We start from the raw sequence: 13759 nt of genomic DNA on the forward strand, positions 1-13759 counted from the left end.
TGACCTGCGCCACAGGCCGCGCCCCGCCCGGGGCGAGTGACGCGGGTCACGGGAACTCCGGCGCGCGGACGCGCAGTGCTGATCATGACTACTTCTCCGTCGCCCCGGTCCCCCCGGATGCCCCGCCGGTCCGCCCTGCGGGCGCTGGCCGTGGCCGCCACCGTCGTCGCCAGCACCCTGCCCGCCTGGAACGCCACGGCCTCGGGCACCCACCCCGCCGGGGCCCCGGCCACCGGCCGGACCAGCGCCATCGCCGAGCAGCCGACGCACACCCTCACCATCCACCACATCGGCCGCGACGGGCGCGCCTCGCAGTTCTACAAGACCACCCTCACCGAGTTCGCCGGGGAGGGCGAGCGCCACGGCTTCGAGCCGGAGGGCGACACCGGCACCACCACGGTACGGCTCCCCCAGGGCCGCTACCTCCTCGCCTCGATGGTGTGGAGCGGCAACTCGGCGGAGGGCACGGACTGGGTGGTGCAACCCAGGCTCGACCTCGACCGCGACCTGTCCGTCACGGTGGACGCCCGGACCACCAAGCTGGTCGACGTGCGGCCCCCGGACAGCACGGCCGACTTCCGGCTCGGCAACATGGGCCTGTCGGCCGAGTACGACGGCGTCGTCCGGGAGACCAACATGGCCATCGCGACGCCCACCCTGCGCGTCGCCCACCTGGGCCCGGCCGCCGAGCCCGGCTCGGTCAAGACGTGGTACGACGCGTACTGGGCCACCAAGCGGCACAGCTACGCGCTGGGCAACGTCGTCACCGGCGACCGCGCGCCGACCGGGCTCTACCGCCGGCCGGCCGCCAAGGACCTGGGCGAGATCAGGATCCGGGGCGCCGCCCGCCCGGGCACCGAGGGCACGTCCGTGCTGGACGTCACGCCCAGCGACGACCTGTCCACCGCCTACCCGCTGCCGGTGCCCGCCCCCGGCACCACCAGCCTCCTCGTGGAGCCCGCGCGCGGGCCCTACGACATCGGCTACACCACCCCCCGCGACGAGGACGGCCAGGGCGGCACCACGTACGAGGCGAAGCGCGTCGCCACCCGCCCCGGCCACACCACCACACGCACCTTCAACAACGCCGTCTTCGGCCCCAGCCTCACCGGCGGCTCCGGCGTCACACGGGACGGCGACCGCCTCACCGTGGACGTCCCGCTGCTCGCCGACGGCGAGGGGCACGTGCCGTCCACGCCGGAGTACGACGCGGCGCGGGTCACGCTGTACCGCGACGGGAAGCGTGTGCAGACCGTGACGGGCGAGCCCGGCCAGGCCACCTTCGACGTGCCGGCCGACCGGGCCGCCTACCGCGTCACGGCCACCGCGCGGCGCGCCGGTCTGCCCGGCGCCGCCACCACCGTGACCGCGTCGTGGACCTTCGCCTCACAGCGCACGGGCGGGGCGACCAGGGTGCCGGTGAGCGCGGTGCGCTTCACGCCGGCGCTCGACCTGACCGGCGCCGCGCCGGCCGGCACGACGCTGCGCGTCCCGGTCGCCGTACAGGGCGCCGCGAAGGGCCACACGCGCGCGCTCGATGTCGCGTTCTCGGTCAACGGCGGCACCACGTGGCAGCGGACCGCGGTGGTACGCGGCGTCGCGACCATCCCGGCGTTCACGTCCGGCACCAGCGTCTCGCTGCGCGCCAAGCTGACCGACACCGCGGGCAACACGCTCACCCAGACCGCGATCGGCGCCTACCGGACGCGGTGACCCACCCCGGCCGGGCCGGCCGCCGCCCCCGCGCGACGCCCGGCCCGGCCGGCCCCCCGCGCGGCGGGGGCCGGCCGGGGACCAGGCCCGGGTCTCGTGGTTCAGAACCGCTTCCAGCGCCAGGTCGTCGAGACCTCCAGCGGGTCGATCGGCGTCACCAGGCGCGGCACCGTGTTGAGGCCGTTCGGCGGGCCCGACTGCGGCTCCACGCACACCGCCTCCTCCTGCTCGTCGTAGACCACCACCCACTGCGCCCCGCTGGTGATGCTCAGCTCCAACTGGGTGGGCCAGGTCAGCGTGACGTCCACGCCGTCCGGCATCCCGAAGCAGTCGTCCCACGGGCCGGGCCCGGGCTCGACGCGCCGCCCGGTGGGCAGGTGGTCCACGCCCCGCTCCTCCTGCCACGCGGGGTCGAACGCGATCTGCACCGGCGCGCCCGTCGGGCCGAGCTGGCGCAGGAACCACGGGTGCCAGCCGGCCTGCGCGGGGAAGGAGTCGCCGCGCGACTCGACGCCCATCGTCAACGTCAGCGCGTCGTCGGTCAGTTCGAAGGTCTGGGTGACGCGCCCGCGGTACGGCCAGGGGTCGGTCAGGTCGCAGTAGAAGGTGGCGGACTGGTCGTCGACCGTCGCGGTGCGCCAGGGCTGGTCGCGGACCGTGCCGTGAATGGCGTGCGGCGTCGCGTTGATCGGCATCTGGTGCCGTACGCCACCGCTACGGCCCGCCTCGTCGCCCCCGCCCGGCGCGGTGACGAAGCTGCGGAACTGGCCCAGCTCGATCCGCCCGCACCAGGGCGCCATCGGGAAGGAGCCGTACCGGTCCCCGTGGCGCAACACCTCCAGGTCGTTGATGATCAGCGAGCTGATGCGGCAGCCGTCCTCCGGACGGATCGTCAACTCCGCGAATCCGGGTGCCACCAGCCGTACGTCGCGCGCCCCCGGGGCGCCTTCCGTGGTCTCTTGGGTGCTCACCCCGCCGACCTTAACGGCGCCCCCGGGCCCGCGTCCCGCTGCCCACCGCGTGCCGCTCCACCTCGGTCGCCCGGCGCCATCCCGCCCCCGCCGACGCCCGCCCGCTCCGGCGCACGCCCCCACGGCCCGCCCGGGCCGGCGATCCGCGCCCGGGCGCCGTCTCGGTCGCCGGTACGGCCCTACCTGCGGCGGCGCAGCACCCGGCCCACGACGACCGCCGAGGCGAGCACGGCCGCCGCGGCGGGCGCGGCCCAGCGCAGGGTGGCCGCGGTGGACGCGGTCTCGGGCGCGGGCACCGGCGCGTACCGGCCGCGCGGCGGCGCGTGGTCCACCTCCTCGGCGCTGCGGCCGATCATCGTGCGCCGCGCGTGCGCCGCCTCGGCCGGCGGCACCTCCGCCGCTGCCGCCGCCGAGGCACCGAGCGCGTCCGGCTCCAGGGAGGACGGCGGGACCTCGGTCTCGAAGAGCGAGGACGCGGTCGCGTCGGCGGGCTGCTCGACCACGCCGGCGTCTCCGGTCACGCCGTCGCCGGTCACGTCGTCTCCGGTCACGTCCTCCTGGGGCAGCTCGTCCGCGGTCGCGTCGTCCCGGGGCAGGTCGTCCCCGAGCGCGTCACCGCTGGCCGCGTCGCCGCTGGCCGCGTCATCTCGCGACACGTCGTCCGGCGTCCCGTCTGGCGCAGCGGCGGGTGCCTCCGCCGCCGACCCGGGCGACCCGGTCGGTCCGGCCGTCGCGCCGGCCTCGGCCTCCCCGTCCCCGTCTCCGTCCGCGTCAGCCGTAGCGCCGGCCTCGGTCGCGTCGTCGGCCGTCGCCGGTGCGGTCGGGGCCGGGGTCGGTTCGGCCGCCAGGTCCGCGGTCAACTCCTCGGCGAACCGGTCGAGGAGGCGGCGGGCCGCCGAGGCCACCGTCTCCGCGTCGAACTCGGTCAGCCGGCCCTCGCCGTCCGTCAGCTCGACCTCGCCGGCGCAGCGCAGCGTGGTGCCGCCGTCAGCCGCCTGCGGGGCCACGGCCAGGGTCACCGTCACGCCGGCGCCGCCGCGCGACTCGGCGCCGTCGCCCGCGTACTCGACCCGGTCGCCGTGCTCGGCGATGTGCAGCACGCCCCGGTAGGTGATGGAGGAGCCACCGATGCGCAGCCGCAGCCGGCCGGCGATGGCGTCTGAGCCGGCGTCATCGTCCTGCTGGAGCCCGGGCAGGCAGCGGGCGATGCGCGCGGGCTCGGTGAGCGCGCGCCGTACGTCGTCTACGGGAACCGGGACGAACACCTCATGCTCCATGACCCCCGAGCGTACTCACCGCGTCCGGGATCAGACATCGTCGCGTCCACATTCACCGCGCCGCGTCGCCACCCCGACCACCCCGCCGTGGACGCACCGTCACGGACACGGCCACGACCACCACGGTAAGTGACATGGCTACGACAACCACGCGCCCCGGGCCGGCCGGCCCGTCCACCGGGCGCCCCAGCCGCCCCAACCTCCTCGCGCCGGCGCGGGTCCCGGCTCAGCCCGTCCCGTAGCGCGGGTGCATCAGCGTGGAGGTGGGCGCGCCCGGCCGGTGCCGGCGCTCCGCCTGTCGGTGCGCGGCGCGCAGCGCCCGCGGGGTGAGCGAGCGCAGCGCGGGCCGCGCCGCGGGCAGTCGCAGCTCCGGCCGGTCGCGGGCGGCCAGCACGAAGCCCCAGTCACCGGACGGGCCCGACCCGCGCTCGCCGCCGCCTGGCCGCTCCGAGTCGCGCGCGAGGCGCCCGACGACGCCGTACGGCACCGTGCGCAGCCCGACGGAGCGCACCGTCGCGTCGACCGTCCAGTACGCCCGCGGGCGCCCGTCGAGCGGCCCCGCGTGTACGGCGAGCCGCGCGCCGGGCCGCATCACCCGGCGCACGAGGCCGTAGAACTCCTGCGAGTAGAGCTTGGTGCTGGCCGTCAGGCCCGGGTCGGGCAGGTCGGAGAGGACCACGTCGTAGCCGCCGCCCGGTTGGCCGCCGGGGCTCGGGCCGCCGGGCCGGCCGCGCTCGCGCAGCCAGCCGAAGGCGTCCGCCCGCACCACCCGCACCCGCGGGTCCGCGAGCGCGCGCTGGTTGAGCCGGCTGAGCCCGGGGTCCGTGCGCGCCAGGTCCACCACCTCGCCGTCGAGTTCGACCACCGTCACCGTGCGCACCCCGGGGTAGCGCAGCACCTCGCGCAGGGCGAGCCCGTCACCGCCGCCGAGGACGAGCACCCGCGCGTGCGGGCCGGCCATCGCCGGGTGGACCAGGGCCTCGTGGTAGCGGAACTCGTCGCGCGCGCTCACCCGCAGCTCGCCGTCGAGGTACAGCGCGAGCGGCGCCCCGGCCGAGCCGGCCCCAGCCTCGGCCCCGCCCGTGATGACGACCTCCTGCACGTCCGTGTGGACGGCCACCCGCACGTCGGGCCCGTACACCGCGCGCCGCGCCGCGCCCTCGAACGGTTCGGTCAGCACCGCTCCGCTGGCCAACAGGAGCAGCACCAGGCCGTTCGCGCCGATCAGCGTGCCGCGCTCGCGCGGCGACAGGTCGCGCCGGAAGACCCACAGCACCAGCGCCCCGCCCACGACGACGTTGACCGCGCCGGTCAGCAGGGCGCCGAGTAACTGGCCGAACCTCGGCAACAGCAGGAAGGGGAAGGCCAGTCCGCCGACGAGCGCGCCGACGTAGTCCGCGGCGAACAGGTCGGCGACCGCCCCGCCCGCGTCCTGCCGCCGCACCCGCTGGATCAGCGTCATCAGCAGCGGCACCTCGGCGCCGATCAGCACGCCGATGGCCAACGAGAAGCCGACGATGACCCACCGGGTGTCCCCGTACCACGCGAAGCACGCGTACAGCGCCATCGCCGACGCCCCGCCGACCAGCGCGAGCAGCGCCTCGACGACCCCGAACGCCCACGCCGCCCGCACCCGCAGCCGCTTGGCCAGCAGCGAGCCCGTGCCCATCGCGAAGACCATGACGGACAGCACGACGGATGCTTGGGTGACCGAGTCACCCATCAAGTACGAGGCGAGGGCGACGAGTTCGAGTTCGTACACGAGACCGCAGGCCGCGCAGACGAACACGGTGGCCAGGACGGCGAACCGCCCGACCGGGGCCGGCACCCGGGACGGCCCCGCGGGCCCCGTCGGCGATTCCTCGGCAACGGACACAAGGGGCACCGGCGGGTCGATCATGGGGTGAACGTTACGTTACCCCCGTCTCACCATCGGTCACTCACACGGGGGGAATGCATCGCATTCCAGGGCATTCGCGGTTCAACCGCGCCTCTCGCGGGCAACGTTGAACGCCCCGCGCGCGACTACAGCGCCGCCACCACGCGCGCGCCCAGCCGCGTGCGGGTGGCCACCAGACACCCCTCCTGCGGGTACGCGTGCCAGGTGCGCCAGCCGATCTGCCCCTCCTGCCGGTGGGCGAGCATGGCCGTGAACGCGTGCGGGCTGCCCGGGAAGGTGCCGGCGAGGCCGTGCGGGTGGTCGGCGACCAGCGCCAGCAACTCCTGCGCGCGCCCCGCGAAGGAGCCGCGCGAGAGGGTCTCGATGCGCGCCGCGAACTCGTACTCCCGCCCTTCGAGCAGCTTGGATACGCCGAGCGGGAGGGGGGTACTACTTCCGGGCATGCACGCCACCGTCTCCGAACAACGCCCGTCGCGGCCCTCCAGGAGGACTTGGTGCGAGGCGCCGAGCAGCCGTAACTGCACGGCGGCGTCGCCGAGTTGCAGGTCGAGGACGGCGAGCGCGGGCTGCGGTTCGCGGCCCAGGCACCAGGCGAGGTCGGAGGCGCGGGTATCGGTGTAGGAAGTCTTGAGGATCGTGAGCATGGGTCGGCTCCGGAAGCACGCAGTGGAAGATGGGCCGGCCCTTATTCCCCATAAGGCAACCCCCATCCCGAGGGGACCAAGGGGTCACTATGCGCCGGCTGCTGACCACGTGGGGTCCGTGGGGTCCATAGGGTCCGAGAGACACGGAATCATGAAATGCGTGGCGGCACAGCCTTTTTACCCATCTTCGCCAGGTTTCCATCCCCCCGAGCGCCCCCCAGATCAATTGTTCAACGTTTGAGCGCCCGACGGGCCTCAGCCCGCCGGGCGCATATGCAAAACCAGCACGAGCCCGCCGCATTACCGGCTTTTAGCCGCCCCCACCCCCACCGCCGCCGCAACCCCCTCCGCCACCGCCACCACCGCAGGACGAGCCCCCGCCACACGAGGACCCGCCACCGCACGAGGCACCGCCACCACCACCCGACGAACCACCGCCGGCCCACCAACTCCCGCCGCCCCCGCGGCGCTTCTTGCCACCACCGGCCACCCTGCTCAACCAGGCGAGCACGATCGCCACCATCACCACGATGTACAGGAAGAGCGCGAATCCCATGCCCTCACGACCTTTCGTTCCCCGTTGTCCCCCGGAGCGAGGCGCGGCCGGCGCGGTGGGCGACCGGGAGGGCGCGGGCCCGTGTGACGCGCGGCGGTGGGCCCTCGTGGCCCCCGCTGGCGCGGCGCGTGCGCGCCGAGTGGGTCCTTCCCGGCGCCCCGTCCCCCCGTTGTCCCCCTTGCTCCCCCGATATCCCCGTTGCCCCGTAGGTCCCGCAGATTCTCTAGTTTCGGTAGATTCCAGCGTTTCTGTTGATTCCGGCGCTTCGCTCTTTATCGATGCCTGTGCAGTTATTGCTGGTGAGATCGTCCGCGAAACTCCGCACGCGATGGGTGCGCCGCACACACGGTGCGGCGCGGCGAAGTCCGCAAAGCCCCCTCATGCGCTCCGGGGCGCTTGTCCGCGTCGCGCACGCGCGAACTCCCCGCGTGTACCGCTCTGATGCCCGGGGCCATTCCCGGCCAAAGCAGAGTTGAGCAAATCCAGAGGTTCGGCGGAGGATGTGACGTATGAAGCGACCTCCGCTCAACCGCCGCCTCGCCGAATTCGGAACGACGATCTTCGCCGAAATGGCAGCCCTCGCCATCCGAACCGGCTCCATCAACCTCGGTCAAGGCTCCCCCGACGTCGACGGTCCCGAGGAGGTCAGGGAGGCTGCCGTGCGCGCGCTGCGCGACGGGCGCGGCAACCAGTACCCCCCGGGCCCGGGCGTTCCCGAACTGCGCGCGGCCGTCTGCGCGCACCAACAGCGTTGGTACGGCCTGGAGTACGACCCCGACCGCGAGGTCCTCATCACCGCCGGCGCCACCGAGGCGCTCGCCGCCTCGCTCATCGCGCTCCTGGAACCGGGCGACGAGGTGGTCGCCCTGGAGCCCTACTACGACTCGTACGCGGCCGGCATCGCCATGGCCGGCGGCACCCGGGTCCCCGTCACGCTGCGCCCGGACCCCGAGGCCGGCCGCTACCGCCTCGACGTGGACGAACTGCGCGACGCCGTCACCGACAACACGCGGCTCATCCTCCTCAACACCCCGCACAACCCCACCGGCACCGTGCTCACGCGCGAGGAGCTGGCGGCGATCGCCACCATCGCCATCGAGCGCGACCTGTACGTGGTCACGGACGAGGTCTACGAGCACCTGGTCTTCGACGACCACCAGCACATCCCGCTGGCGTCGCTGCCCGGCATGCGGGAGCGCACGGTGACCATCAGCTCCGCGGGCAAGACGTTCTCCTTCACCGGCTGGAAGGTCGGCTGGGTCACCGCGCCGCCGGACCTGCTGGCGGCGGTCCGCTCGGCCAAGCAGTACCTGACGTTCGTGGCCTCCGGCCCGTTCCAGCACGCCATCGCCGAGGCCCTGACCCTGCCCGACTCGTACTACGCCGGCCTGCGCGACGAACTCGCCGTCAAGCGGGACCTGCTCGCGGACGGCCTGGCCACGGCGGGGTTCACCGTCTTCCGGCCGGCCGGCACGTACTTCATCACCACCGACATCCGCCCGCTGGGCCCGGAGATCTCCGCGGACGGCGACGGCCTGGCCTTCTGCCGCGGCCTCCCCGAGCGCTGCGGCCTGGTGGCCGTCCCCAACCAGTTCTTCTACGACAACCGCGAGGCGGGCGCGCCGTTCGTGCGCTTCGCGTTCTGCAAGCGGATGAGCGTGCTGGAGGAGGCGGTGGACCGCCTCAAGCAGCTGACCCCCTGACCCACACGACGCCCCCGTTCCACTGCAAGTCGGGGCCGGGGCCGGGCCCGCGAGTCGGGCCCGGCCCCCGGCCAGCCCCGATCCCGCCGCACCACCCCTCCTCCCGCGCGGCCCGAGCGCACGGCGTACGCCCCACCCTCCGCGCGCCCCGCACGCCCCCACATCTCGGCCAGAGTCCACACAGCACCCCGCCCGAGTGCTGGCCGGGAGTGAGCCCCGGTTCGCCGGGGCGCCTCCGTGGCGCCCCGGCGTAATCCGGTGCGCGCCCCGGGCCCGCACCCGGGGGGGCGCACAATCACCCGGTCGAGTGCGCCGGCTCGCTCCCGCCCGTCGGTGCGGGGCGGGCCCCCGCTGGACCAGGACGCGGAACGCGGGGTACCCGCCGAACGGGTGTGGAGGGCCGGCTCCGGGGCACCCGTGCCGCGCCCCGCACGTGCGGTGCAGGCGCGGGGTCGGTCGTCTGCGCGCCGGGGCCGGCGGTCCACCGGCATACGCCAGCGGCGAAAGGAAGTAGACGTGCCGCGGGCGTACGTCGTACGGCTGGGGCGCACTTGTCCGCACTGGCTTAGACGGGGGCGTACGCCGGGCGCGCTTCATGGGCGTACGTCGTCACATGATCGATCCGTAGGTCTCACAGCCGCCCCAGCCGACTCCTGTCGCCGCGTCGTGCGCAGCCGACACGCGCGCAGGGCAGCCACTCGGCAGAGCGCCTCGGGCCGGGGGGCCGCCGGGAAGGCGTGAACCCGTTCGGCCGTCTCCGGTCGCGGGCGCGGGCGGGGTGGCGCATCGTGAAGGAGGCCGGGCTCCCGCCTGCATTCCCGGGAGCCCGGCCCTCTATTGCCCCGCTCCGGCCGTAAGGCCGCCCGCCTGCCCCCGTACGCCCTCGTACACACACGTACGCCCGCGTACATCCGCGTACGTCCCCGTGGCACGCGAAAGGCCCGGTGGGCGTCGGCCGCCTGGTGGGGCGGGCCGTGCTCACCGGGCCTCGTGTCGTCGCTCAGCCGTGCGCGCGCCCGGGCCGATGGGCTGTGCCAGCGGCGCCGGGTGGGGCGGCCTCGTGCGGGGGCGGGGCTACTCCGCGCCGGGGGCGGCGCCGTCGCCCGGCGTGCCCTCGATGTCGGCCTCCAGGCCGAGCTGCTCCACGAGCCACTTGTCGAACTCGATGGACGCCCGCACCCAGCTCACCGTCGAGGAGACGAAGTGCTCCAGGCTGACGCCGGTGCCGATCAGCATCTGCGCCTCGCCGATCAGCCGGACGCTGCCGTCGTCGTTCGTGTGGCTGTAGACCTTGGGCCACAGGGTGCGGCGGTTCCAGTCGTCGGTCAGCTCCAGGAGCTGGGCCTTGTTCTCCAGCTCGTGCGGCCGGTCGTAGAACGTGCGCACCGAGAAGACCTGCTGCTCTTCCTCGCCGCGGAACATGAAGTACGTGCGGAACTGCTCCCACGGAGCGGCGAGGTCACCCTCGTCGTCCACCACGTACTTCAGCTCCATCTGCTCGAGGAGCTGCTTGACCAGGTCCTGGTCGGGGAGGACCGGGCCGCTCGGCCCAGCCTCCTGAGGTTCGGGCTGGCCCCCGAAATTCGGAATCGAGGTCGGGTCGATGCTCACCGTGTTTTTCCCTTCGTACGGATTCCGCCATCCTCCCTCATCACCGCCCGGTCACCGCAACCCCGCACGCGCCACCGGCCCAGCTCACCCCGGCCGCCGCGGGTCGGGCGATTCCGCTCAACCCGCGGCACACCCGGCGCCGGGCCGCCCGGGCGGCCCGGCTCAGCCGGCTCAGCCGGCCGCGGCGGACCCTGCCGGCTCCGGCGCGGCGGCCTGCGCGCCGGAGCTGGCCGACACCGTCAGGCCGTCGGCGCCCAGCTCGTGGTCGACGCGCACGGTGTCGCCGTCGCGCACCTGGCCGGCGAGGATGGCCCGGGCGAGCTGGTCGCCGATCGCCGTCTGCACCAGCCGCCGCAGCGGCCTGGCCCCGTACGACAGGTCGGGTCCGCCGCCCGCCTCCGGCGCGTCGACCGTCGGCTCGTGGCCGAGCCTGGCCAGCCACTCCAGGGCCGCGTCCGAGACGTCGAGGACCAGCCTGCGGTCGGCGAGGCGGCGCTGGAGGTGGTCGATCTGCAGCTCGGCGATGCGGCGGAGCTGGCCCGTGCCGAGCGCGTGGAAGATCACGAGGTCGTCGAGCCGGTTCAGGAACTCGGGCCGGAACGAGGCCCGCACCGTCTCCAGCACCTTCTCCCGCTTCTGCTCCTCCTTCAGCAGCGGGTCCATCAGGAAGGTCGAGCCGAGGTTGGAGGTGAGGATGAGGATGGTGTTGCGGAAGTCCACCGTGCGGCCCTGGCCGTCCGTCAGCCGGCCGTCGTCCAGCACCTGGAGCAGGATGTCGAAGACCTCGTGGTGGGCCTTCTCCACCTCGTCCAGGAGCACCACCGAGTACGGGCGCCGGCGCACCGCCTCGGTGAGCTGGCCGCCCTCCTCGTATCCGACGTAGCCGGGCGGGGCGCCGACCAGGCGGGCCACCGAGTGCTTCTCGCCGTACTCGCTCATGTCGATGCGGACCATGGCCCGCTCGTCGTCGAAGAGGAAGTCCGCGAGCGCCTTGGCCAGCTCGGTCTTGCCGACACCGGTCGGGCCGAGGAAGAGGAAGGAACCGGTGGGGCGGTCGGGGTCGGCGATGCCGGCGCGGGTGCGGCGCACGGCGTCGGAGACCGCCCGCACCGCCTCGTGCTGGCCGATCAGCCGCCGGCCCAACTCGTCCTCCATGCGCAGCAACTTCTGCGTCTCGCCCTCAAGCAGGCGGCCGGCCGGGATACCGGTCCAGGAGGCGACGACGTCGGCGATGTCGTCCGGGCCGACCTCCTCCTTGACCATCTTGTCCCGGTCGCCCTTCTTGGCCTCCTCCTCCGCCTCCGCGGCGGCGGTCAACTCCCGCTCCACGGCCGGGATCTCGCCGTAGAGCAGCTTGGACGCGGCGTCGAAGTCGCCGTCGCGCTGCGCGCGTTCGGCCTGTCCGCGCAGGTCGTCCAGGCGCTCCTTGAGCTCACCGACCCGGTTCAGGCCCTGCTTCTCCTTCTCCCAGCGGGCGCCGAGGCCGCGCAGCTCCTCCTCCTTGTCGGCGAGGTCGCGGCGCAGCTTCTCCAGGCGCTGCTTGCTGGCCTCGTCCGACTCGTTCCTGAGGGCCAGCTCCTCCATCCGCAGCCGGTCCACGGCGCGCTGCAACTCGTCGATCTCGACGGGCGAGGAGTCGATCTCCATGCGCAGCCGGGACGCCGCCTCGTCCACCAGGTCGATGGCCTTGTCGGGCAGGAAGCGCGAGGTGATGTAGCGGTCGGACAGCGTCGCGGCGGCCACCAGCGCGGCGTCGGCGATCTGCACCTTGTGGTGCGCCTCGTACCGCCCCTTGAGCCCGCGCAGGATCGCGATCGAGTCCTCCACGGTCGGCTCGGCGACCAGCACCTGCTGGAAGCGCCGCTCCAGGGCCGGGTCCTTCTCGATCCGCTCCCGGTACTCGTCCAGGGTGGTCGCGCCGACCATCCGCAGCTCGCCGCGGGCCAGCATGGGCTTGAGCATGTTGCCCGCGTCCATCGCGGAGTCGCCGCCGGCGCCCGCGCCGACGACGGTGTGCAGCTCGTCGATGAACGTGATGATCCGGCCCTCGCTGGACCTGATCTCCGCGAGCACGGTCTTGAGCCGCTCCTCGAACTCGCCGCGGTACTTCGCGCCGGCCACCATCGCGCCGAGGTCCAGCGAGACCAACCGCTTGTCCTTGAGCGACTCGGGCACGTCGCCCTTGACGACGCGCTGCGCGAGCCCCTCCACGACGGCGGTCTTGCCGACGCCCGGCTCGCCGATGAGTACCGGATTGTTCTTCGTGCGCCGCGAGAGCACCTGCACCACGCGCCGGATCTCCTGGTCCCGGCCGATGACCGGGTCCAGCTTGCCGTCGCGCGCGGCGGCCGTGAGGTCCGTGCCGAACTTCTCCAGCGCCTTGTACGTGCCCTCCGGGTCCCGGCTGGTCACCCGCGTTCCGCCCCTGTTGGTCTCGAAGGCGTCGAGCAGCCGCTTGGCGCTCGCCCCCTGCTGGTTGAGGAGCTCCCCGCTCGGACCGCCCTTGGCGGCGATGCCGATGAGCAGGTGCTCGGTGGAAATGTACGCGTCGCCGAGCTCCTTGGCCCGCTGGGACGCGTCGGCCAGCACGGCGAGCAGGTCCCGGCTCGGCTGCGGCGGCGCGACGGTGGAGCCCTGGGCGCTCGGCAACGCGGCGAGCTGCCGCTCGGCGCCGGAGCGCAGCGTGGCCGCGTCGGCCTCGGCGGCGGCGAGCAGGTCCATCAGGTTCTCGTTGTCCTGCCCGCTGAGCAGTGCCAGCAGCAGGTGGGCGGGGGTCAGATCGGCGTGCCCGCCCGCCACGGCACGCTCGTTGGCGGCGCTCAGCGCCTCCTGGCTCTTGTTGGTCAGCTCGGCATCCACGGTCGCGCTCCTCCTCGCTCCTCGACCACGGTCCCACCATCTTGCTCATTACAGCCTACGGTAAGTTGAGTCTATTCCACTCAACTTAGTTTTTGTTGCCTTGATCAGCCCCGAGGCCCGCTCGCTGGGCCGCCACCGATCTGTCGCCCGACCACCCGCCGATCCGTCGGCCCGCGCCCCAGCTCCCCGCCGCCCCACCGCCGCCTCACCGCACCCCCGCCGGCGTCCCGCCCTCCCAACCCGAGTGCCCACCGTCCGGGTTCCCCCCACCCCGGGCCCAGCATGGCCGGCCGGAGGGACGCGGGCGTGCCGGGCGGCGCGGGGCGGGGCGGACCGGGGGACGGGGGTGTACGGGGGCGGGCGGCCCGCCCCACAGGCCCCGACCGGCGCGCGGGGCGCTGGCGCGCGCGGACGGCGCGGCCCGTGGGCGCACGGCCCGGCCGCGCGCGGGCCCCGCCGCACCGGTCCGACCAGGCACACTCGGCCCGATTGCGGGGGAGACGTACGACAATCGGCCAGACGGGT

Annotated in this window: 8 protein-coding genes; 2 read left to right on the forward strand and 6 right to left on the reverse strand. The window is 74.1% G+C overall.

Annotated elements, in window-relative coordinates; all coding sequences use genetic code 11:
* The first annotated feature begins 84 nt into the window (after positions 1-84).
* Positions 85-1713, forward strand: a complete 1629-nt coding sequence (locus tag AC3CHW_RS15000) for a serine protease (protein ID WP_488470761.1) — start codon at positions 85-87, stop codon at positions 1711-1713.
* 101 nt (positions 1714-1814) lie between these two features.
* On the opposite strand, the gene AC3CHW_RS15005 is transcribed toward AC3CHW_RS15000, so the two are convergent.
* The 4 genes from AC3CHW_RS15005 to AC3CHW_RS15020 all read right to left on the reverse strand — a co-directional run bounded on the left by AC3CHW_RS15005 (position 1815) and on the right by AC3CHW_RS15020 (position 6505).
* Positions 1815-2684 (reverse strand): aldose epimerase family protein, encoded by an 870-nt coding sequence (locus AC3CHW_RS15005; protein WP_488470762.1) that lies wholly within the window; start codon positions 2682-2684, stop codon positions 1815-1817.
* Between the two features lie 179 nt (positions 2685-2863).
* Positions 2864-3961 carry an SRPBCC domain-containing protein gene (locus AC3CHW_RS15010; protein ID WP_488470763.1) on the reverse strand — a complete coding sequence of 366 codons (1098 nt, stop codon included), beginning with the start codon at positions 3959-3961 and terminating at the stop codon, positions 2864-2866.
* A 226-nt stretch (positions 3962-4187) separates the two neighbouring features.
* Entirely contained in the window at positions 4188-5861 is a 1674-nt protein-coding gene (locus AC3CHW_RS15015; RefSeq protein ID WP_488470764.1) for a polyamine aminopropyltransferase, read from the reverse strand.
* Positions 5862-5986: 125 nt separating this feature from the next.
* A complete protein-coding gene (locus AC3CHW_RS15020; protein ID WP_381161418.1) occupies positions 5987-6505 on the reverse strand; it encodes a DUF2617 family protein in 519 nt (172 codons plus the stop codon).
* Between the two features lie 1065 nt (positions 6506-7570).
* Here AC3CHW_RS15020 and AC3CHW_RS15025 point away from each other — a divergent pair.
* Positions 7571-8764, forward strand: coding sequence for a pyridoxal phosphate-dependent aminotransferase (locus AC3CHW_RS15025; protein WP_187087930.1), 1194 nt, complete (start codon positions 7571-7573; stop codon positions 8762-8764).
* Between the two features lie 1074 nt (positions 8765-9838).
* On the opposite strand, the gene AC3CHW_RS15030 is transcribed toward AC3CHW_RS15025, so the two are convergent.
* On the reverse strand, positions 9839-10375 hold the full coding sequence (locus AC3CHW_RS15030) for a type III secretion system chaperone family protein (RefSeq protein WP_176163136.1): 537 nt from the start codon (positions 10373-10375) through the stop codon (positions 9839-9841).
* Between the two features lie 171 nt (positions 10376-10546).
* Positions 10547-13234: an ATP-dependent chaperone ClpB gene (gene clpB / locus AC3CHW_RS15035; RefSeq protein WP_488470765.1), complete on the reverse strand. Its 2688-nt coding sequence runs from the start codon at positions 13232-13234 to the stop codon at positions 10547-10549.
* Positions 13235-13759: the final 525 nt, after the last annotated feature.

This window comes from Streptomyces sp. MGP-BFMKR1 (assembly GCF_057766585.1).

Bases quoted from the DNA above. Each gene is read 5' to 3' on its own strand.
- AC3CHW_RS15025 (WP_187087930.1), top strand. From the start codon at position 7,571: ATGAAGCGACCTCCGCTCAACCGCCGCCTCGCCGAATTCGGAACGACG.
- AC3CHW_RS15010 (WP_488470763.1), bottom strand. From the start codon at position 3,961: ATGGAGCATGAGGTGTTCGTCCCGGTTCCCGTAGACGACGTACGGCGC.
- AC3CHW_RS15020 (WP_381161418.1), bottom strand. From the start codon at position 6,505: ATGCTCACGATCCTCAAGACTTCCTACACCGATACCCGCGCCTCCGAC.
- AC3CHW_RS15015 (WP_488470764.1), bottom strand. From the start codon at position 5,861: ATGATCGACCCGCCGGTGCCCCTTGTGTCCGTTGCCGAGGAATCGCCG.
- AC3CHW_RS15000 (WP_488470761.1), top strand. From the start codon at position 85: ATGACTACTTCTCCGTCGCCCCGGTCCCCCCGGATGCCCCGCCGGTCC.